This window comes from Janthinobacterium algoris, from assembly GCF_051380935.1.
GTDB lineage: Bacteria > Pseudomonadota > Gammaproteobacteria > Burkholderiales > Burkholderiaceae_D > Janthinobacterium.
In genome coordinates this window covers 75,073-94,796 of sequence record NZ_JBNYXZ010000021.1, presented here as the reverse complement: position 1 = coordinate 94,796, position 19,724 = coordinate 75,073, and the positions used below count along the sequence as shown (strand labels likewise).

Below are 19,724 nucleotides of genomic sequence, written 5' to 3'. Positions count from 1 at the left end.
ACTGGGATAGGCGCTAAGCACTGCACGCTGGAGGCAGGCCTACGCAGCTTCCTTTTCAGCTGTTCCTGGCGCGCCGTCAAAGCGCCCAGGGATGTTCTTCGGCGCCGGCGACGATGCCGCCCAGCATGGCTTGATCGCGTTCGGCATGGCTTTGGCGCAGGAATACGGGCAGGTCGGCCACCAGGCGCGCGAAGCGGGCATCGCGGCACAGGGGGCCGGCGCCCAGCGCACGCGTGGCCAGGTGCAGGACTTGAGTGGCGGCGTCTTCTACCGTCAGGCGCAGGCGCAGCGCCAGGGCTGTCGCATCGCTTTGCGGATGCCTGTCGATCTCGGCGGCGCCTTCGCGCAGCAGCGCGCTGGCGGCGCGCAGCGCACAGTCGATTTGCCCCAGTTGCGCCAGGCGGACGGGATCGGGGGTGGCGTGCTGCGCGCGCGCATGCAGGTGGCTGGCGACGGCGCAGGCCGCGCCATACCAGGCGGCCGCGATGCCGGCGCCGCCATGCCAGAAGCCGGGGCGCTGCAGATACGCGCCCGGCGCGCCTACGGGAAAGGCCCGCGCGCCGGAAAAGGTCACATCGACGCTGGCGCAGGCGAGCATGCCGACGGCATGCCAGCCTTCATCCGTAACGTGCACTCCCGGCTGCGACAGGGCCACGCAGGCCAGGCAAGCCTGGCCGTGCTCATTCCAGCAACTGATCAAGGCATGGCTGAGTCCATTCGCCCCGCAGCACCAAGCCTTGCGGCCATCGAGCACATAGCGGCCATCGGCCGCCTGCTGCAACTGCACGCGCGCGTCCGGCATGTCCGCGCACCAGACACCCCAGCTGCTGCTGGCCGGCACGCCGGGACCGTCGATTTCCGCCAGGATGGCCAGCGCATCGGTATGGCCCTCATACAGCTTGAGCAGGGAGAGATCGATGGCGGCAATGGCAGCCAGCATTTGCCAGCGCAGCAGGGTGGCGCCGTGGCCGGGCAGGGGTAATTGGTCCAGCCCCGCGTCGCGCAGACGCCGTAAGCCTTCGATGGGGTGGAAAGCGCGGTCCTGCGGCTGCAGCAGGGCATCCAGTGCAGCGTGGGAGGGCAGGGGTAAGGTATGCTGCGACATGGCAAGCTCCTGTTTTTTAACAGAATAGCTTTGTATTTTCGCAATGTATGTTCGATTCTGCACATACACCTGCTAACGGCCTCGAGTCTAAGCAGCGACGGGCGAGAAGATGCGGCTGCGACAACTGCAGGGCCGGGCAGCCCCGCAGCAGATCATGCGCTTACTTTTTCACGTAGTGCATGTCCAGCACATAGACGCCCTTGTCCAGCATCACCGTGTACAGTTCGTTGCCGCGCAAGGACAGGCCGCCTGGGATGCTTTGTGCAGCTTGCATGCCTTCGTCCCACAGGCACGATTCACCTTTATCCACCTCGACGCACCACTGCTGCTGGTTTGCTCGCAGCACATATTTCACGTTAGCGCCGGTCCTCTGGAAGGCATAAGCCGGGACCGACGAGGTGATCTTGTCGACGCGCAAGCTCGTTGCCACGGCGTTTTCCGCCAGCTTGATCAGCATGTCGGCAGTGCCGTCCGGCTTGCCGGTGATCTTTGCGCTCATGCTGTCTGTGGCGACCACGGGGCCGGAGCAATCGGCCTTGAAGTAGGTCTCGCCGGTCGGCGTCAGTTCCAGCGAACCGCTGCCGTCGCTCTTGAGCGCGATGACCAGCGATTGACGGTCGTGATCGTCGCAGGCCGACTGCCATGTGCCGACATACGCGGCCAGCGGCGAGGCGTTGCCGGTATCGCCGGCAAGCTGTTGTGTCGTGCCACTACCACCGCCACCGCAGCCGCTCAAGAGTGTCGCGGCCGAGCCGGCCAATACTGCCAATAATTTTTTCATTCAGAATCCTTTTCATCCGGCAGCGATGCGTGCCGTCAACGCGGCCTGATTATAGGAGTATTAACAGGGGGCAATTCTCACCGAATCTATCGGCGACTTGATTTGGATCAATATCTTTCCCAAGAGGACTATATGCAGTCAGGTGGACACGAGCAGATACAGCTTGTCGCCTTGCAGATACATGCCACCCGTTTGCGTCATGGCGGGGACCGGTCCCCGCTCAGCGGCGCAGAAACCCGGCTTGTCCGGGTGAGTGATGCACCAGGCCCGCTGCCCCAGTTCGACGCAATAGCTCAGGTCCTTGCCGGTGAAGACGCTCGTATAGGCGGGACTGCTGATGGTAATTTTGTCAATGTGGGTGGCGTTCGTGGCGCCAGCAGGGCTGAGTTGAACCTGCACCTCGGTCGTGTTGCCATCGCTAACGGTGGATGTGACAGTGGGGCTTGGGTGGCAAATGGCGCGCCGGAGCAGTTTGCGGTCTCGAAGTGCTCAATCTTGTCGGCGATCTCCAGGCTGTCATCGGCTTTGCGGGTGATGGCCATCGTCTCGAGCGCCTTGTACTGGCACGGAGTCTGCCAGCTGCCCGCATACACGGACAGGGGCGCTGCGGCTTGTTCGGCAGGAGGGGGAGAGCCACCGCCGCAAGCGGACAGCAGTGTGGAAGAGGTAAGTACTGTGAGGGTTTTTTCAGGTGTTTCCAATAATCGGCAAAGTGGCGTGCCAGAGGCGCGCCAGATTATACGAAATATTTTTCTGTGGAAACCTGCGAAAACTCACCATGCTGCTGCGCCGCCCGCAAAGAGGGAATCTTTGCGGGTTAGCGTCGCCTTACTCCGCTTAAAATTCTTCCCAGTCATCGCCGGGCGCTGCCTTGGCGGGCGCGTGCGCTGCTTGCGGCTTGGCGACGCTCAGGCGCTTGGCTGGCGCGGGTGTTTTTGGCGGCGCGGCGCGCGGCGTTGCCACGCTTGCTGCGGGTGTCGTCTGGCGCACCTGCTCGCCCAGCTTGAAGACGCTGACCACCTGGGCCAGATGGCTGGCCTGGTCTTGCAGGCTTTCGGCGGCTGCCGCCGCTTCCTCGACCAGGGCCGCGTTTTGTTGCGTCACGCCATCCATTTGCGCCAGCGCCTGATTGACCTGGGCGATGCCGTCGCTTTGCTCGGTGGTGGCGACGCTGATGTCGGCCATGATGGCGGTGACCTTGCGCACGCTGTCGACTACCTGCTCCATGGTGGCGCCCGCTTCATCGACGAGCTTGCTGCCGGCGGCCACCTTGCCCACGGAATCGTCGATCAGCAGCTTGATTTCCTTGGCCGCCGCGGCCGAGCGCTGCGCCAGGTTGCGCACTTCCGTTGCGACGACGGCAAATCCGCGTCCCTGTTCGCCCGCGCGCGCCGCTTCCACGGCCGCGTTCAGGGCCAGGATATTCGTCTGGAAGGCGATGCCGTCAATCACGCTGATGATGTCGACGATCTTGTTCGACGAGTCGTTGATCGACGTCATCGTGGCGATGACCTTGCCGACCACTTCGCCGCTCTTTTGCGCCACGCTGGACGCGGAGGCCGCCAATTGATTGGCCTGGCGCGCATGGTCGGCGTTTTCCTTGACCGTGCCCGTCAGCTCTTCCACTGAAGCGGCCGTCTCTTCCAGCGAGCTGGCTTGCTGCTCCGTGCGGGCCGATAGGTCGTTATTGCCTTGTGCAATTTCCGCGCTGGCGCGGGCCACATTGTCGGCGCTGGCCTGCACTTGCAGCAGCACGGCGTGGATCTTTTCCACGAACTGGTTAAAACCCTTGCCGATGATGGCCAGCTCGTCGGTGCCCTTGACTTCCAGCTTGACGCGCAGGTCGGCGTCGCCGCTGGACAGGTCCGTCATGGTGCGGCCCAGGGTGCGCAGGGGGCGCGTCAGCTGGTTGACGACGAGGATCAGGATGCCGGCCGTGGCCGCCGCGCACAGCAGGGCGACGATCAGGGTGTAGATCATCAGCTCGCGCGCCGAGGCGATGGCCACGCTTTTCGGGAAGTTCAATTCCACGCTCCAGGGCGCGATATCAGGGTGGATCTGCAGCGGCTGCAGCAAATGGATGTAGCCCTGGCCATCCTCGTACTCATACGGCTGGCCCTGGCGTACCTTTTCCAGGCCGGCCGCAGGTACGTCGTCGGCCTTCTTGCCCAGCCGTTCAGGCACGGGATGGCTGGCGTACAGGCCGCCGTTCGAGATCAGGGCCAGCTTGCCACCCTCGATCACTTTCAGGTCGGCCAGGATTTTCGCCAGGCGCGTGAGCATGAAGTCGGCGCTGGCCACGCCCTTGAAGCTGCCCTCGATCATGATGGGGGCGACAAGCGAGGCCATCAGTACATCCTTGCCGTCAACGGGGTAGATGTACGGTTCCGTAAAGAAGGTTTTTCCCGTGCGCTTGGGCACGTCATACCAGTCGTTGGCGCCCGGTTTCGGGTCGAAGACGATGGGTTCGACTTGCAACTTGCCGCCGGCGCCCCGCGTCCAGTAGGGCATGAAGCGGCCGCTGGCATCGTAGTGCGGCTTCTGGTTGGCAAATTCCGCATCCTTGCCGTCGAGCGCGTTCGGCTCCCACGTCACGGCCGCGCCCAGCAAGTCTTCCGAACTGCTCAGGGTGGCCTTGGTCAGTTCATTGATCTGCTCGCGCTGCAGGGGCAGGCTGGCGCTTTTGGTGCCGCGCATGGCGCCGGCCAGGCTGCTGACACTGGCCAGGTTGCTGGCGATGCGTGCCTGCAAGGCGCCAGCCACTTCGCGTGCCGAGGTGTGTGCCAGTGCCAAAGCGGCCGCCTCGGCGCTGGCGCTGCTCTTGTAGCCGATCACCGCCGCCGTGACGCCCAGGCTGAGGACGGCGAGCGCGGTGGCGGCGACGCAGATTTTGCTGTTGAGAGAAAGTTGCATGGTGCTGTTCCTTGATGGGGAGGATATCGGTGTCATGGGCGGCGCGCGTGGCGCACCTAGAACGTCTTGCTGACGGCCACGACCAGCGTGGTCGCGGCGGGGTTCGAGGTGTCGAACTGGCCGGCAGCATTCGGGATGCCCAGCGTGTAATGGTCGTAGGCGTCGGTCGCACCCCAGGCGCGCGTCACGGCAGCGCTGGCGCTCCAGCCGCCGTCGAAGGCCCTGGTGACGCCGACCTTGGCGTCGCGCCAGTTCCAGATGGCATTGCCGGCGCCCGCCACCCGGCCATTGCCGGCGTGCAGATTCAAGGTCCAGGCATTGCCCAGGTCGACATTCGCGCCCACGTCCAGATAGCCCGTGCCGCGCGCATTCGTGATGCCGAAAAAGTCCCGCGTCACGGTATGGTTGTACTTGGCGTACAGCATCTTGTAGCTCAGGCCCAGCGACAGTTCGCCATAGTCGTACTTGACGCCCGTGGCGCGGTAGATCGCACCCGGATATTTGTAGTAATACGCCAGCACGCTATAGCCCAGCTCGCCCACCGTGCCGCTGTAGCCGCCATACAGGTCCCATTCGATGCTGGCGTCTTCGATATAGCGGTCGCTGACGGTGGAAAGCCAGGTCCCCAGCGACCATCCGCTGGGGTGCGCGTAGTCGGCACCGGCTTGCAGCGCGGGTTTGCCCCAGGTCTGGCGAAAACCGCGCGAAATGTATTGCGAGGTGAGGCTGGCATTGGCGCTGAAGGTGGCGGCAGTGTTGTCCGTGGTCTGCGCCTGCACGGGCAGGGCGGCCAGCAAGAAGACGCAGCCCAGCAAGGATGTTGCAGGAAAATGGTAGTGCGATGGCATGGCAGTCAGCTCCGTATTTGCTGGCAGCGGCCGTCCAGGCACGTTGCCTTGATGGTTGCAATAAATAAATGCGGAATGGACTTTGCGCAAGCAAGGCGACACCGTCTGCATGCTCACAGGAACATGCACACATTCTCACCAAACGTAACTGAAAGGATAGGGGTTAGGGCTAGTGGAAGTCAACAAAGTTGCGTTGCGGAAATCGTAAGTTGTTGTTTCCTGGCACTTTTTCATGCGTCTGTCACATTCTCGGCGCGCCACGGCTGGCTGCCTGTTGCAAGCTGGCCAGCAAGCGGGGCAGGGCCGCATGCAGGGCAGGCAGGTCGCCAGCCTGTAGCTCGGCTTGCATTTCCACCAGGCCCGATGGCTGGCCCCAGACGACCTGTGCGCTCAGCTGGGCGCCGGCGTCGAGCCCCGTGACGCTGACCAGCAGGGCGAATTCTTCCGGGGCATCTTCGGACACCGCTTCGAGCAGGCAGGAAATGCCGAAATGATAGTCCTGGAAAGCGCTGGCCGTGCCGCTGGAAAAGGCGAATACGGAGGCGAGCACCTGCGGCGCAGCGGCCGCAAGTGGCGGCAGGGCGGCGCGGAACAGGGGCAGCAAGTCGTTTTCCAGCTGAAGCACCAGCGGATGAGTGTGGCTCAGGACGTTCATGTGAGGATGAAGTAAGTGGCGGCGCGCGATGGTAGCAGTTTTTTGCCGCCATGGTGCTCATGCACTGGTCCTACCAATGGCCCTTATTCGTCGCTGGTGACGCGCGCGCGCACGAAATCGATGTGGCCTTGCATGGCCGTGCGCGCTTCCTCGGGCTGGCTGGCGCAGATGGCCTCGCACAGGGTGCGGTGCTGCGACAGCAGGTGCAGCGAGGTCGCCTCGTCCTGCTGGCGCAAGCCCGTGCCATTGAGGGTGATGTGTTCGCGCAGCATACCGATAATGCTGGTGTGCAAGTGCAAAAACATGGTGTTGTGCGACGCTTGCGCGATGACTTCATGCAGCCTGGCATCGGCCTGCGCCTCGCCGTGCTTGTCGTCGCTGGCGCGTGCCTGTTCCAGCTCGGCCAGCAGCGCCATGATTTGTGCGCGCTCGCCGCTGTTGGCCCGCTGCGCCGCAAAGTAGGCCGTCGCCCCTTCCAGCACGCGGCGAAATTCCAGAATGTCGTCGCGCAGGGCGGGATGGTCGGCCACCAGTTGGCTCCATGGCGAAGCCATGCCGGTGCGCAATTGATCCGTCACAAAGACGCCGGCGCCGCGCCGGCTGCGCACCAGGCCCCGTGCCGCCAGCCGCTGCACCGCTTCGCGCACGGTATTGCGCGAGACCCCATATTGCAGCGCCAGCAGCTGCGCGCCCGCCGGCAAGCTGCCGTCCAGCAGGGCGGTCTCCAGTCTGCGCATCACCGTTTCGACCCTGCCCCGCGTTTGCATGCCTGTCGCCATCGCTGTCTTTCGGTGTTGTTTTAAAGTGGTCCGAGCAATTTGAAGTGGCTCGCGGAAGCTGGAATTATGCGTGAACCAGTCATTCTTAACAACACACAGCGGCGCCGCAGCCACACACAGAGCGCCGGGAGACACACGCATGCAGCCAGACCCGCGCCAGCCGCCTCACGTACCGAACCGTGCACCACGCCGCTACCCGCCCGCACCGCTCCAGGTGTATCTGTTCGCCACTTGCCTGGTGGACCTGTTCGTGCCGCAGGCGGGACTCGACGCGGTGCGCCTGCTGGAACGGGAAGGCTTGCTGGTGCATTATCCGCGTGGCCAGAGCTGCTGCGGCCAGCCCGCCTACAGCAGCGGCAACCCGGAACAGGCGCGTGCCGTGGCGCGCGCCCAGCTCGACCTGTTTGCGCAGCCGTGGCCCGTGATCGTGCCGTCCGGCTCCTGCGCCGGCATGATGCGCCACCACTGGCCGCAGCTGTTCCAGGACGACCCCGTGGCCGGCCCCAAGGCGTTGGAACTCGCCGAGCGCGTGTATGAACTGAGCGAATTTCTCGTCTGCGTGCTGAAACTCGACCTGGCCGGCCTGGCCCTGGCCGACCCCGGGCAGGCCGATGAACATGTGGTGCTGCATACCTCGTGCGGCGCGCGCCGCGAGATGGGCACGCGAGTCCATGGCGTGGCGCTGCTCGACGCCTTGCCCGGCGTGACGCGCATCGAGCATCAGCGCGAATCCGAATGCTGCGGCTTCGGCGGTACGTTTTCATTGAAACATCCGGATATTTCCGGCGCCATGGTCAGCGACAAGATCGCCTCCGCCTGCGCCACGGGCTGCGACCGGCTCGTCTCGGCCGACTGCGGCTGCCTGCTCAATATCGGCCACGCCGCGCAGCACCAGGGCGCGCCGCTGCCCGTCGAGCACCTGGCCAGCTTCTTGTGGCGCCGCACGGGAGGTGCGCCATGAGTACGGCATTGACTGCCCGCGAACGCATGCTGGGGCGTCTGCGCGCCGCGGCGCCGTCCGCGCCTGAGGCGGTGGAGGTCGTCGACGTCGCTATCGACAATCACTACCTGGCGCGCCGCGCGCAAGCGCCGCTGTCGCCACTGGGTGCGATAGCCGCCATGCAGGCAGCCTTGCGCGTCGCGCATGCCGATGTCGATTGCGTCAGCGGCGATGCCTGGCCCGCCTTGCTGGCGCAGCGCCTGGCTGCGCACGGCGCGCGCCGTTTGCTGCTCGATACCGGCAGCGCCGAAGGCCAGGCCTTGCGCGCTGCCTTGCCGCCCAAGGTGGAAGCGCTGTCTTTTGAACGTCCGCTGGCGCAGTGGAAGGGCGAATTGTTCGATACCGTCGATGCCGGCTTTACCGTCGCCCGTTCGGGCATCGCCGCCACGGGCACCCTGGTCATCGCGCCCGACGCGGCCACGCCGCGCACGGTGTCGCTGGCGCCGCCCTTGCACATTTGCCTGGTGTATGCGAGCACCCTGCACGCGGACTTGCATGCGGCGGCGCGCGCCGAGCGCTGGGCGGACGGCATGCCGGCCAACCTGGCGCTGGTGTCGGGCCCCTCGAAAACCTCCGACATCCAACAAACCCTGGCGTATGGCGCGCACGGTCCGCGCTGGCTGTGGGTGCTGATCGTCGATGACTTGTCAGCCCATGAAGGAGGCCAGCCATGAACGCCAAGCCCATGCAATTCGTCACGCCGGCGGACTTCCATGCGCGCGCCCGCGCCGCGCTGGACGACCCGAAACTGCGCCAGAGTTTTCGCGGCGCCATGGATTTCTTGCAGGACAAGCGCAGCGCCCAGTTCCCCGACGGCGACGAGCTGGAACGCCTGCGCGACATCGGCGAAGCCGTGCGCCAGCACGCGCTGGCGCGTTTGCCCGATTTGCTGGTGCAGCTGGAAGACAAGCTGACAGCGGCGGGCGTGCAGGTGCACTGGGCCGAGGATGGCGAGCAAGCCAACGCCATCATCCACGCCATCGCCGAAAGGAACCACGCGACGCGCTTCATCAAGGGCAAGTCGATGGCCAGCGAGGAAATCGAACTCAATCACTACCTGGAAGCGCGCGGCATGACGTGCCTGGAGTCGGACATGGGCGAATACATCGTCCAGCTGGCCGGCGAAAAGCCGTCGCACATCGTCATGCCGGCGATCCACAAGACCAAGGCGGACATCGCCGGCCTGTTCGCCGAGCACATTCCTGATGCGCCCTACACGGAAGACGTTGACAGTCTGATCCAGACGGGCCGGCGCGCCTTGCGCCAAGCCTTCGTCGAGGCGGACATCGGCCTGTCGGGCGTGAACTTCGCGGCCGCCGACACGGGCACCCTGTGGCTGGTGGAAAACGAGGGCAATGGCCGTTTGACGACGTCCGTGCCCGAGGTGCACATCGCCATCATGGGCATGGAAAAAGTGGTGGCCAAGCTGGAACATATCGTCCCGCTGGCCAGCCTCTTGACGCGTTCGGCGACGGGGCAAGCCATCACCACGTATTTCAACCTGATTTCGGGGCCGCGCCGCGCGGGTGAAAAAGATGGGCCGCGCGAAGTGCACCTGGTCTTGCTCGATAACGGCCGCAGTCAGGCCTACGCGGACGAGCAACTGCGCGCTACCCTGCAATGCATCCGCTGCGGCGCCTGCATGAACCACTGCCCAGTCTATACGCGCATCGGCGGCCACGCCTACGGCACCACGTATCCGGGGCCGATCGGCAAGATCATTTCGCCCCACTTGCTGGGGCTGGACGCAACGGCCGACCTGGCCACCGCGTCCAGCCTGTGCGGCGCCTGCGGCGAGGTATGCCCCGTGCGCATCCCGATTCCGCAACTGCTGGTGCGCCTGCGCACGGAAGCCAACCGTAATCCGGCAGAGCAGGTTGCGCATCCGCTGCGCGGGCAGGGCGCCAAGTTCAGCCGCGGCGAAAGCCTGATCTGGCGCTTCTGGAGCGGCGCCTTTGCGCGTCCTGCCAGCTACCGTTTGTTCCGCTGGGCCGCCACGCGGCTGCGGCTGCTGACGCCGCGCGCGCAACTGGGCTGGACGCAGCACCGCAAGCCCTTGATGCCGGCGCCGCGCAGCCTGGCCGACTTGCTCAATGCACGCGGGCAGGAAGAATAGCCAGGCCCGGCAGCACCGCTGCACCGCAAAAAACACGCTACACACAATGACATCAAAAGCCGTTTTTTCACTCAACCCGCATCCACCGGAGGAGACCCGACATGCAAACCTGGACCCAACTTTATACACCGCTCGGCAGCTTGTGGCTGTCGTCGCTGGCGGCAGCCGTTCCCATCATCTTCTTCTTCATCGCCCTGGCGGCGCTGCGCATCAAGGGCCACGTGGCGGCCGCCGTCACCCTGGCGCTGGCGCTGGCCGTGGCGATTTTCGCTTACGGCATGCCCGTGCCGCAGGCGCTGGCGGCGGCCGGCTACGGCTTCGCGTACGGCTTGTGGCCCATCGCCTGGATCATCGTCACGGCCGTCTTCCTGTATAAAATCGTCGTCAAGACGGGGCAGATCGACATCATCCGCGCTTCCGTACTGTCGGTCACGGACGACCAGCGCCTGCAGGTGCTGCTGATCGGCTTTGCCTTCGGCGCCTTCCTGGAAGGCGCGGCCGGCTTTGGCGCGCCCGTGGCGATCACTTCGGCCTTGCTGGTGGGTCTGGGCTTCAACCCGTTGTACGCGGCTGGCCTGTGCCTGATCGCCAACACGGCGCCCGTGGCCTTTGGCGCCATGGGCATCCCCATCATCGTGGCGGGCCAGGTGACGGGCATCGACCCGTTCCTGATCGGCGCCATGGCGGGCCGCCAGTTGCCGCTGCTGTCGCTGCTGGTGCCGTTCTGGCTGGTGTTCATGATGGATGGCTTTCGCGGCGTGCGCGAAGTATGGCCGGCCGCGCTGGTGACGGGCGGCAGTTTCGCCGTGACCCAGTACTACACGTCCAATTACATCGGCCCGGAGCTGCCGGACATCACCTCGGCCCTCGTCAGCCTGGTGTCGCTGACCTTGTTCCTGAAGGTGTGGCAGCCGAAGAATGCGAAAGTGGCCCATGCCGTCGGCGGCGGCGCGGCCGCGCTGTCCGGTTTTGGCGGTGGTGCGGGCAAGGCGGACGTGCGCGGCAGCGGCAACCGCGCCGCCTCGCCCTACACGACGGCGCAGACCATGCGCGCCTGGGCGCCGTTCGGCCTGCTGACGGCCATCGTCACCGTGTGGAGCCTGCCCGGCTTCAAGGCCCTGTTTGCCGCTGGCGGCGCGCTATCGAGCCTGGTCATCAAGATCCACGTGCCCTACCTGGACCAACTGGTGATCAAGAGCATGCCCATCGTGACCGTGCCGAAGGCGTATGACGCCGTCTTCAAGCTCGACCTGCTGTCGGCCGTGGGCACGGCGATCTTGCTGACGGCCGTGCTGTCGATGTGGATGCTGCGCATGAAGCCGCGCGATGGCATCAAGGCGTTCGTGGAAACCGTGGTGGAATTGCGCCGTCCCGTGCTGTCGATCGGCCTGGTGCTGGCGTTTGCCTTCGTTGCCAATTACTCGGGCATGTCGTCCACCCTGGCCCTGCTGCTGGCCGGCAGTGGCGTCGCCTTCCCGTTCTTCTCGCCATTCCTGGGATGGCTGGGCGTCTTCCTGACGGGTTCCGACACGTCCTCGAACGCCTTGTTCTGCTCCCTGCAAAACACCACGGCGCACCAGATCGGCGTCTCCGATACCTTGCTGGTGGCGGCCAATACGACGGGCGGCGTGACGGCGAAGATGATTTCGCCCCAATCGATCGCCGTCGCCTGCGCCGCAACGGGCCTGGTGGGCAAGGAATCGGACCTGTTCCGCTTTACCTTGAAGCACAGCCTGTTGTTTGCCGTGATCATCGGCATCATTACCATGCTGCAGGCCTACGTGTTCACCGGCATGATCCCGCATTGACCGGTCCGTAGAAGTACGTAGTAAAACTAGATGAATTGACAGTGAAACGTGCAGAGGGTCATGAAAATGACCTGATGCACCGCAGCATAGCGAGGCAGGCCCGGCGCAATGCCGGGTCCGCGGCGATGCCGTCGGCATCCAGTCCCGACCTCAGCAGAGGCAGGCTGATGCAGGCTGATGCAGGCCCCCTCGATCAGGCGCGCCGACATGGTGCGCACCGTTACACGCAAGGCCGCCACAGTCGGCAGGCCGTCGGGATTGAGCAGGGGTCATTCGCCGAGTCCCCGATAGATGCAGATCTCATATTGCACTGGGGCAAGATGATAGCTTGCAGCAGGGCGGTGTTCAGTGAGGCGGCGCGCAGGCTGCCGGCGATGGCGAGCATGGTAACGGGCGTTCGCATCCCGCCTGTGTAGCCCATCCTGTGCTCAAGCGCAAGGCGAGCGGGACGGCGCAACCGATGTTGCAACAGCCGATGAGTGGCTGCGATGAACTGCTGGGTACTGCGTCACTCTTAACGGCTCAGGCCGCTCATCCAGCTGGGCTGCGGGTTGGCACGGGCCAATTCGCGCATGCGGTATTCCAGATCGTAACGGTCGGTCGATTCGGCCAGGTAGGCTTCTTCGTAAGCGCGTTCGCGGCGGTCGCTGTTGTGGTTCAGCCAGGCGCCAAGACGTTTGGCGGCGTGAACCAGGGTGGCGACGATATTGCTGTTTTGCGTGGTGTGATAGCTAAATGCGGTAGACATGGCAGACTCCTAGTGTGGCGTGCCGCGTTGTGCTGCACTGCAATATAAGTATAGCGACTTCAAGTTATAAGGCTACTTTTGTTTTCGAATGTCAGCTATTCAATTATCGAATAATTGATGGGAAACCTGCGCAATCCGGGGCCTTTCGGGCATAATGCGCTCGCAGCAAGGTAGTTTTACTACGCGCTCGACCTTGCAAAGATGTTGCTTTCAAACACGAGCGCTGCCGCTGCCTGGCGGTGTCCATGCAAGCGGTGGGCCAGGGCAGGGCATGACAATCTTGGATAGAACAATGGAGAAAGTATGGAACACGTAAAGCAGGGGCTGGGTGCATCGCGCGCGCAGGCCGGCACGCAAAACAATACAGGCGCCCTGATCATTGTCACGGTGCTGTTTTTCATGTGGGGACTGCTGACCTCGCTCAACGATGTGCTGATTCCCCATCTGCGCTCGATCTACACGCTGACCTATGTACAGGCGATGCTGGTGCAGTTCTGCTTCTTTGGCGCCTATGCCATCGTCTCGCTGCCGGCCGGCATGCTGATCAAGAAGATCGGCTACCAGCGCGGCGTCGTCGCGGGCTTGCTGATCGCGGCCGCCGGCTGTGCCATGTTTTACCCGGCGTCCACCGGCAGCTATGCGCTGTTCCTCCTGTCCTTCTTCATCCTGGCGGCCGGCATCACCGTGCTGCAAGTGGCGGCCAATCCCTACGTGACGGAACTGGGCGACCCGCAGACGGCGTCGAGCCGTTTGACCCTGACGCAGGCGTTCAACGCGCTGGGCACCACGGTGGCGCCGGCGCTGGGCGGCATGCTGATCCTGTCGGGCACCGTGCTGACGGTGCAGCAGTTCGACTTGCTGCCGGCGGCCGAGCAACTGGCCTACCGCGCCAAGGAAGCGGCCTCCGTACAAGGTCCATATCTGGTGCTGGCCGCTACCCTGGTGCTACTGGCGGTGCTGTTCGCACTGGCAAAACTGCCGAAGATTTCGCATGCCGACGATGCCGCTAGCCTGGCGCAGGATGGCCACAAGGTCTCGATCTGGTCGCACCGCCACCTGGTGCTGGGCGCGCTGGCCATCTTCCTGTATGTGGGCGGTGAAGTCAGCATCGGCAGCTTCCTGATCAACTTCCTGGGCGAGAGCCATATCGCTGGCCTCAGCCACGCTGACGCCGCCTATTTCGTCAGCTACTACTGGGGTGGCGCCATGCTGGGCCGCTTCGTCGGCTTTGCCGTGATGCGCTATGTCAGCCCGGGCAAGACCCTGGCCTTCAACGCCGCCGTCGTCATCGCGCTGATCCTCGTTGCCGTGTTCTCCAGTGGTCACACGGCCATGTGGGCATTGATCGCCGTCGGCCTGTTCAATTCCATCATGTTCCCGACCATCTTCAGCATGGCCTTGAACAAGCTGGGTGCGCAAACGGGACAAGGATCGGGCATCCTGTGCATGGCCATCGTCGGCGGCGCCATCGTGCCGTTCATCCAGGGCTTCCTGGCCGACCACATCAACCTGCAACTGTCCTTCCTCGTGCCGGCCGTGTGCTACACCTTCATTTTGTACTTCGGCTGGAAATACGCCAGCATGTACAACGACGACGCCGCCAAATAAGCTGCGCTGTCATGATCAATCGAAAAGGTGGCCTCGGCCACCTTTTTTTTGTCAGTGCGCGAATTGCGTGCCCAGCACGTCTTGGCACACCTCGAGCCAGGCGCGCGCCGCATGCGACAGATAGCGCCCGCTCCAGATATGCGCCACCTGCCATGCCACCTCCGGCTCGACCAGGCGCACCGCTTCCAACGGTTCGCCGGCCAGGCGGTGGATGAACGGTTCCGGCAGCAGCGCCACACCCAGGCCTGCCGAGGCCATCGCCACCAGCCAGTCCCATTGACCGCTCTGCGCGGCGATGGTCGGCGTGAAGCCCGCTTGCGCGAAATGCTGGCGCAGGCTGCGCGTGAGGGCGAAATCATCTTTTAACAGCACCAATGGCAGCTCGGCCAGCGCCTTGAAGGGCAGTGTCGTGCGTTTTTTTTGGAACGTGCCCGGTTCGGCCAGGGCCCAGATCGGGTAGTTGGCCACTTCCACGGCCACGAGGTCCAGTTCCGGGTCTGCCGGCAACACCGTCATGCCGATTTCCAGCTCGCCGGCCGCCACCTTGCGCTCGATCTGCTGGCCCGTGTCTTCCTGCAGGGTCAAGCTGATGTGCGGGTGGCGCGCGCGAAAGGCCTTCAATACAGGCGTGAACAGCACATTGATCATGGGTGGGATGCCGACCGTCAGGCTGCCGCGCTGCAAGGCCTGGGTGTCGCGCACTTCGAGGGTCAGCTGGCGCATATTGGCCAGCATTTCCTGGCCGTGCTGGTAGACGATGCGGCCCGTGTCCGTCAGGGTCAGCTTGCGCCCGTCGCGTACCAGCAGCTGGGCGCCTACTTCCTCTTCCAGCTGGCGCACCATCTTGCTGATGGTGGACTGGGTCAGGTGCAGCGATTCTGCCGCCTGCGTAAAGCTCGACAGACGCACGGTTTCGACAAAATAGCGCAGGGAACGGATATCCAAGATGGGGCTCGCCTCGGCGAAGCATGAAAATATCGACTGGGTTTGGCGAAATTAATTCATGCCATGCATGTAGCCGGGATTTTATACTGAATCCACTTATGGGGTTGGTGTATGACAGCCATCCAGTTTGAGAATATTAAGAATATCAGGAGCATCACATGTACGAGGACCGTATCCGCCACCCAGGCTTGCTCAGCAAAATCATGAGCGCCGATGAGGCAGCCAAATTGTTCCACAACGGCATGCGTGTCGGCATGAGCGGCTTTACCCGTGCCGGCGACGCCAAGGCCCTGCCGCGCGCGCTGGCTGAGCGCGCCCTGCAAGATCCCTTGAGCCTGACCCTGATCACAGGCGCGTCGCTGGGCAATGGCAGCGACGGTCTGATGGCCGAGGCGGGCGTGCTGGCGCGCCGCATGCCGTTCCAGGTCGACCCTGTCTTGCGGGGCAAGATCAACAACGGTGAAGTCATGTTCATCGACCAGCATCTGTCGGAAACGGCCGAGCAGCTGCGCTCGGGCAACCTGGCCGCCGTCGATATCGCCGTCATCGAAGCGACGGCCATCACGGCCGCGGGCGCCATCATCCCGACCATGTCGGTGGGCAATTCCGCCGCTTTCGCCCAGCAGGCCACGCAGGTCATCATTGAAATCAACCTGTCCACGCCGTTGGCGCTGGAAGGCTTGCACGACATTTATACTCCGCAAGCCCTGCCGGGACGCGAACCGATTCCCCTCACGCGCGTCGACCAGCGCCTGGGCAGCACGGCCATTGCCATCGATCCCGCCCGCATCGCCGCCATCGTCATCACGGACAGCCCGGACAGCCCGTCGAACGCCTTGCCGCCCGACGCGGAAACGCAGGCGATTGCCGGCCACGTGATCGCCTTCCTGCAAGGCGAAGTGGCGGCCGGGCGCATGGGGCCGGAATTGCTGCCCCTGCAGGCGGGCATCGGCACCATTGCCAATGCCGTGCTGCATGGCCTGATCGGTTCGCCCTTCCAGAACATGACGATGTATTCGGAAGTGCTGCAGGATAGCGCCATCGAGCTGCTCGATTCAGGCCAGCTGGCGTTCGCTTCGGCCTCGTCGATCACCCTGTCGGCGGCCGTGCATCAAAAGCTGATGGATAATATCGACCATTACCGCTCGAAGATCGTGCTGCGCCCGCAAGAGATCAGCAACCATCCTGAAATCGTGCGCCGCCTGGGCATCATCGCCCTGAACACGGCGCTGGAATTCGATATCTACGGCAACGTCAATTCCACGCACGTGTGCGGCACGCACATGATGAACGGCATCGGCGGCTCGGGCGACTTTGCGCGCAACGGGCAAGTATCGATGTTCGTGTCGAAATCGGCGGCCAAGGGCGGACGCATTTCCAGCGTCGTGCCGATGGTCTCGCATGTGGACCATACGGAGCATGACGTCGACGTGCTGGTGACGGAGTGGGGCTATGCGGATTTGCGCGGATTGGCGCCGCGCGAACGCGCGCCGCTGATCATCGAGCGTTGCACGCACCCCGATTACCGTGCTCAATTGCGCGCGTATTACGATGCAGCATGCCAGCGCGGCGGCCACACGCCGCACATCCTGGAGCAGGCGCTGTCGTGGCATACGCGCTACCAGGAAACGCAGAGCATGCTGGCAGCGTAATCGACCTGCTTAGCATGCCAGTGGGGCAGGGCGGCGCATCACCGCGCCTGTCCGGCTTGGCGCACCTAGCGCCAGATCAAGGGTCAGTCCGCTGGCGCAAAGCGCAGGCGGATGCCTTGCGTGACGACGGCCAGCAAGTCGTCGATATGCGCCTTCATTTCCGGGTGCGGCGTCCATGGGTCGCCCGCATCCATGACGATGCGCAGGGAAACGAGGCCGTGCAGCGATTGCCAGAAGATTTGCGTCATCGTATGCAGCGCCGGCTCGTCCTGGCGCACCTTGCCCGCCTGCGCCAGCTCGCCGAACAGGTGCAGCGCATAGGCGTAAGGATCTTGCTCGATATTGCCGTGTTCCACTTCGACGGCGTCGATTTCCGCATGCGGGCGCAATTCCATGAAGATCAGCGAATATTCGTCGGGATGCTGGAAACCGTACTCGATGTAGGCGCGGCCGACCAGGCTGATGCGATCCCACGGATCGTTGCTGTTGGCGCAGGCGGCACGCATGGCACGCACCAGTTCCAGCAAGTCCTTGTCCATGGCCTGGGCGATCAAGGTGGCCTTGTCGCGGAACAGGGCGTACACGACCGTGGTGGAAAAACCGGCCGCTTCGGCCACCTTGCGGATGGAGACGGCGCGCGCGCCGCCCTTCTTGATGAGATCCTTGACGACGTCGATGATGTGCTCGCGCCGCGCCTGGGCCTCGCGTAACTTTCTTTCCTGAATATTGGTCAACTTCTTGTCCACGACTCTTTCCTGGCGACACTATGAAAGCAAGAATTATAGGGTGGCAACGGGCTGCCAATGTGTCTGGCATTGTTACAATTCAGTTTTTTGTCCGGTCGATGCGACAGTGCACCGATTTTTCGCCCTTTTGCCCGGCGCTTTTCCATCGATGCCACGCATTGGTGCATAAATCGCCCGCCCAGGCTTTGCGAACGGGGCCAAAGGGCGGAAAATAGCGGAATAGCATACACTGCGTTTTTAGCGCGACGGCGGTAGCCCACGAGGCAGCGCCGGAACACTTACATTGGACGGTATCATTATATGACCATTAAAATCAGCCAAAACTTCGACTCGGGTGCCATCGACGTGGTGAGCGCCACCAGCTTTGCTGCCATCGACCTGAATTTGCGCAAGGATAGCCACGCCGATATCCACCAGTGGTTCCATTTCCGCTTGCAGGGCGCGCGTGACCAGGCATGCACGCTGCGCATCCTGAACGCGGGCCAGGCCACCTATCCGGCCGGCTATGAAGGCTACCAGGCCGTGGCCAGCTACGACAGCGAAAACTGGTTCCGCGTGCCGACCTCGTTCGATGGCCAGGTCATGACGATTTCGCATACGCCGGAACTCGACAGCGTGTACTACGCCTATTTCGAACCGTATTCGTGGGAGCGTCATTTGCGTCTGCTGGGCGAAGTGGCCGAGCATCCGCTGGCGCGCGTGTCCGACCTGGGTAGCACGGTCGACGGCCGCGACATGAATATGATCACCATCGGCAACCCACAGGCGGAAAAGAAAATCTGGGTCATCGCGCGCCAGCATCCGGGCGAATCGATGGCTGAATGGTTTGTCGAAGGCCTCATTGACTCGCTGCTGGACGACGCCAACCCGATCGCGCGCAAGCTGTTGCAGCGCGCCGTGTTCCACATCGTGCCGAACATGAATCCGGACGGTTCCATCCGCGGCAACCTGCGCACGAATGCGGCCGGCGCCAACCTGAACCGCGAATGGATGACGCCATCGCTGGAGTCCAGCCCGGAAGTGCTGTGCGTGAAAAACAAGATCCACGAAACGGGCGTCGACATGTTCTTCGACATCCACGGCGATGAAGCGCTGCCGTACAACTTTGTGGCCGGTAACGAAATGCTGGAAAACTTCACGCCGGCGCAAGCGGCGCACCAGAAAGCTTTCATCGAGCGCTACAAGCAGGCCAGCCCTGACTTCCAGGACAAGTTCGGCTACGCGGCCAGCAAGTACAAGTCGGACATGCTGACTCTGGCATCGAAATACATCGGTCACCACTTCGGCTGCCTGGCGCTGACCCTGGAAATGCCATTCAAGGAAAACGCTGACTTGCCGGATCCTGCCGTGGGCTGGAATGGCGCGCGCAGCGCGGCACTGGGCGCGGCCATGCTGCAGCCTATCTTGCTGTCGCTGGATTGAGCGGCGTTGATCATGGGCGTCGAGATCGAGCGTAAATTCCTGTTGCAAGGCGATGCCTGGCGCGGCCTGGGGCAGGCGGTGCTGCTGCGCCAGGGCTATTTGTCGTCCACGCGCGAGCGCGTGGTGCGCGTGCGCATCGAGGGGCAGCAGGCGATGCTGACCATCAAGGGCGCGAACGTGGGCGCGACGCGCGGCGAGTGGGAGTATCCGATTCCGCTGGCCGATGCTGTCGAACTGCTCGACGGCCTGTGCGAACAGCCGCTGATCGAAAAGTACCGCCATCGCATTGAACACGCGGGCATGGTATGGGAAGTCGACGAGTTCCTGGGCGCCAACGCGGGCCTGGTGGTGGCCGAGATTGAACTGGCCTCGGAAGACCAGCCCTTCGAGAAACCTGGCTGGGTCGGCGCGGAAGTGTCGGGCGATGCGCGCTATTACAACGCGAATTTGATCCGTCACCCGTTTTCACAGTGGTGATGGCGCGATAAGCGCGGCTTGACATGCAAAAAGGCGGAACCGAGGTTCCGCCTTTTTGTTTTTTAACGTCGTTTAATCAAGGTATCGACACCTCTTCAAACCGTAGCGGGCTGCGCAGTAG

General features: G+C 63.4%; 18 protein-coding genes. 8 read left to right on the top strand and 10 right to left on the bottom strand.

All coding sequences use genetic code 11. The features are described 5' to 3' along the window. Positions 1–76: 76 nt before the first annotated feature. From ACQ4W7_RS24880 to ACQ4W7_RS24850, 7 genes are all read right to left on the bottom strand, one after another. Positions 77–1,105, bottom strand: a complete 1,029-nt coding sequence (locus ACQ4W7_RS24880) for an acyl-CoA dehydrogenase family protein (RefSeq protein WP_436534066.1) — start codon at positions 1,103–1,105, stop codon at positions 77–79. Between the two features lie 160 nt (positions 1,106–1,265). Beyond that, positions 1,266–1,886: a hypothetical protein gene (locus ACQ4W7_RS24875; RefSeq protein ID WP_426070743.1), complete on the bottom strand. Its 621-nt coding sequence runs from the start codon at positions 1,884–1,886 to the stop codon at positions 1,266–1,268. A 138-nt stretch (positions 1,887–2,024) separates the two neighbouring features. Continuing rightward, positions 2,025–2,285, bottom strand: a complete 261-nt coding sequence (locus tag ACQ4W7_RS24870; RefSeq protein ID WP_436534064.1) for a hypothetical protein — start codon at positions 2,283–2,285, stop codon at positions 2,025–2,027. A 438-nt stretch (positions 2,286–2,723) separates the two neighbouring features. Then, positions 2,724–4,799: a methyl-accepting chemotaxis protein gene (locus tag ACQ4W7_RS24865; RefSeq protein WP_436534062.1), complete on the bottom strand. Its 2,076-nt coding sequence runs from the start codon at positions 4,797–4,799 to the stop codon at positions 2,724–2,726. Positions 4,800–4,855: 56 nt separating this feature from the next. Then, on the bottom strand, positions 4,856–5,647 hold the full coding sequence (locus ACQ4W7_RS24860; RefSeq protein WP_436534060.1) for a TorF family putative porin: 792 nt from the start codon (positions 5,645–5,647) through the stop codon (positions 4,856–4,858). Positions 5,648–5,888: 241 nt separating this feature from the next. After that, complete coding sequence (locus ACQ4W7_RS24855; protein WP_436534058.1) at positions 5,889–6,302, bottom strand: hypothetical protein; 414 nt, start codon at positions 6,300–6,302, stop codon at positions 5,889–5,891. 83 nt (positions 6,303–6,385) lie between these two features. Continuing rightward, entirely contained in the window at positions 6,386–7,069 is a 684-nt protein-coding gene (locus ACQ4W7_RS24850; RefSeq protein ID WP_436534056.1) for a FadR/GntR family transcriptional regulator, read from the bottom strand. A gap of 151 nt (positions 7,070–7,220) precedes the next feature. Here ACQ4W7_RS24850 and ACQ4W7_RS24845 point away from each other — a divergent pair, with 151 nt between their 5' ends. The 4 genes from ACQ4W7_RS24845 to ACQ4W7_RS24830 all read left to right on the top strand — a co-directional run bounded on the left by ACQ4W7_RS24845 (position 7,221) and on the right by ACQ4W7_RS24830 (position 12,005). Beyond that, a complete protein-coding gene (locus ACQ4W7_RS24845) occupies positions 7,221–8,042 on the top strand; it encodes a (Fe-S)-binding protein (protein WP_426070737.1) in 822 nt (273 codons plus the stop codon). Further along, positions 8,039–8,755: a LutC/YkgG family protein gene (locus ACQ4W7_RS24840; protein ID WP_436534054.1), complete on the top strand. Its 717-nt coding sequence runs from the start codon at positions 8,039–8,041 to the stop codon at positions 8,753–8,755. The genes ACQ4W7_RS24845 and ACQ4W7_RS24840 overlap by 4 nt, the downstream gene beginning before the upstream one ends. Beyond that, complete coding sequence (locus ACQ4W7_RS24835) at positions 8,752–10,197, top strand: LutB/LldF family L-lactate oxidation iron-sulfur protein (protein WP_436534052.1); 1,446 nt, start codon at positions 8,752–8,754, stop codon at positions 10,195–10,197. The genes ACQ4W7_RS24840 and ACQ4W7_RS24835 overlap by 4 nt, the downstream gene beginning before the upstream one ends. Before the next feature lie 101 nt (positions 10,198–10,298). After that, a complete protein-coding gene (locus ACQ4W7_RS24830) occupies positions 10,299–12,005 on the top strand; it encodes a lactate permease LctP family transporter (protein ID WP_436534050.1) in 1,707 nt (568 codons plus the stop codon). Between the two features lie 514 nt (positions 12,006–12,519). Here the strand turns inward: ACQ4W7_RS24830 and ACQ4W7_RS24825 are convergent. Beyond that, positions 12,520–12,753, bottom strand: coding sequence for a DUF3563 family protein (locus ACQ4W7_RS24825; protein WP_426070733.1), 234 nt, complete (start codon positions 12,751–12,753; stop codon positions 12,520–12,522). Positions 12,754–13,056: 303 nt separating this feature from the next. Here ACQ4W7_RS24825 and fucP point away from each other — a divergent pair, with 303 nt between their 5' ends. Then, positions 13,057–14,361: an L-fucose:H+ symporter permease gene (gene fucP / locus ACQ4W7_RS24820; protein ID WP_426070732.1), complete on the top strand. Its 1,305-nt coding sequence runs from the start codon at positions 13,057–13,059 to the stop codon at positions 14,359–14,361. 51 nt (positions 14,362–14,412) lie between these two features. Here fucP and ACQ4W7_RS24815 read toward each other — a convergent pair whose 3' ends face one another. Continuing rightward, complete coding sequence (locus tag ACQ4W7_RS24815) at positions 14,413–15,306, bottom strand: LysR substrate-binding domain-containing protein (protein WP_436534047.1); 894 nt, start codon at positions 15,304–15,306, stop codon at positions 14,413–14,415. 158 nt (positions 15,307–15,464) lie between these two features. On the opposite strand from ACQ4W7_RS24815, the gene scpC reads away from it, so the two are divergent. Continuing rightward, positions 15,465–16,958: a succinyl-CoA:acetate CoA-transferase ScpC gene (gene scpC / locus ACQ4W7_RS24810; protein WP_436534045.1), complete on the top strand. Its 1,494-nt coding sequence runs from the start codon at positions 15,465–15,467 to the stop codon at positions 16,956–16,958. 83 nt (positions 16,959–17,041) lie between these two features. Here scpC and ACQ4W7_RS24805 read toward each other — a convergent pair whose 3' ends face one another. After that, positions 17,042–17,704, bottom strand: coding sequence for a TetR/AcrR family transcriptional regulator (locus ACQ4W7_RS24805; RefSeq protein WP_426070729.1), 663 nt, complete (start codon positions 17,702–17,704; stop codon positions 17,042–17,044). A gap of 300 nt (positions 17,705–18,004) precedes the next feature. On the opposite strand from ACQ4W7_RS24805, the gene ACQ4W7_RS24800 reads away from it, so the two are divergent. Next, positions 18,005–19,126, top strand: coding sequence for a M14 family metallopeptidase (locus tag ACQ4W7_RS24800; RefSeq protein WP_436534043.1), 1,122 nt, complete (start codon positions 18,005–18,007; stop codon positions 19,124–19,126). Positions 19,127–19,138: 12 nt separating this feature from the next. Next, positions 19,139–19,603: a CYTH domain-containing protein gene (locus tag ACQ4W7_RS24795; RefSeq protein WP_436534041.1), complete on the top strand. Its 465-nt coding sequence runs from the start codon at positions 19,139–19,141 to the stop codon at positions 19,601–19,603. Positions 19,604–19,724 lie beyond the last annotated feature (121 nt).

What these genes read in the sequence shown, in the direction of transcription:
- ACQ4W7_RS24840 (WP_436534054.1), top strand. Translation starts at nt 8,039, where the DNA reads ATGAGTACGGCATTGACTGCCCGCGAACGCATGCTGGGGCGTCTGCGC.
- ACQ4W7_RS24835 (WP_436534052.1), top strand. Translation starts at nt 8,752, where the DNA reads ATGAACGCCAAGCCCATGCAATTCGTCACGCCGGCGGACTTCCATGCG.
- ACQ4W7_RS24855 (WP_436534058.1), bottom strand. Translation starts at nt 6,302, where the DNA reads ATGAACGTCCTGAGCCACACTCATCCGCTGGTGCTTCAGCTGGAAAAC.
- ACQ4W7_RS24800 (WP_436534043.1), top strand. Translation starts at nt 18,005, where the DNA reads ATGACCATTAAAATCAGCCAAAACTTCGACTCGGGTGCCATCGACGTG.
- ACQ4W7_RS24860 (WP_436534060.1), bottom strand. Translation starts at nt 5,647, where the DNA reads ATGCCATCGCACTACCATTTTCCTGCAACATCCTTGCTGGGCTGCGTC.
- ACQ4W7_RS24795 (WP_436534041.1), top strand. Translation starts at nt 19,139, where the DNA reads ATGGGCGTCGAGATCGAGCGTAAATTCCTGTTGCAAGGCGATGCCTGG.
- ACQ4W7_RS24850 (WP_436534056.1), bottom strand. Translation starts at nt 7,069, where the DNA reads ATGCAAACGCGGGGCAGGGTCGAAACGGTGATGCGCAGACTGGAGACC.
- ACQ4W7_RS24845 (WP_426070737.1), top strand. Translation starts at nt 7,221, where the DNA reads ATGCAGCCAGACCCGCGCCAGCCGCCTCACGTACCGAACCGTGCACCA.
- scpC (WP_436534045.1), top strand. Translation starts at nt 15,465, where the DNA reads ATGTACGAGGACCGTATCCGCCACCCAGGCTTGCTCAGCAAAATCATG.
- ACQ4W7_RS24880 (WP_436534066.1), bottom strand. Translation starts at nt 1,105, where the DNA reads ATGTCGCAGCATACCTTACCCCTGCCCTCCCACGCTGCACTGGATGCC.
- ACQ4W7_RS24865 (WP_436534062.1), bottom strand. Translation starts at nt 4,799, where the DNA reads ATGCAACTTTCTCTCAACAGCAAAATCTGCGTCGCCGCCACCGCGCTC.
- ACQ4W7_RS24825 (WP_426070733.1), bottom strand. Translation starts at nt 12,753, where the DNA reads ATGTCTACCGCATTTAGCTATCACACCACGCAAAACAGCAATATCGTC.
- fucP (WP_426070732.1), top strand. Translation starts at nt 13,057, where the DNA reads ATGGAACACGTAAAGCAGGGGCTGGGTGCATCGCGCGCGCAGGCCGGC.
- ACQ4W7_RS24830 (WP_436534050.1), top strand. Translation starts at nt 10,299, where the DNA reads ATGCAAACCTGGACCCAACTTTATACACCGCTCGGCAGCTTGTGGCTG.
- ACQ4W7_RS24875 (WP_426070743.1), bottom strand. Translation starts at nt 1,886, where the DNA reads ATGAAAAAATTATTGGCAGTATTGGCCGGCTCGGCCGCGACACTCTTG.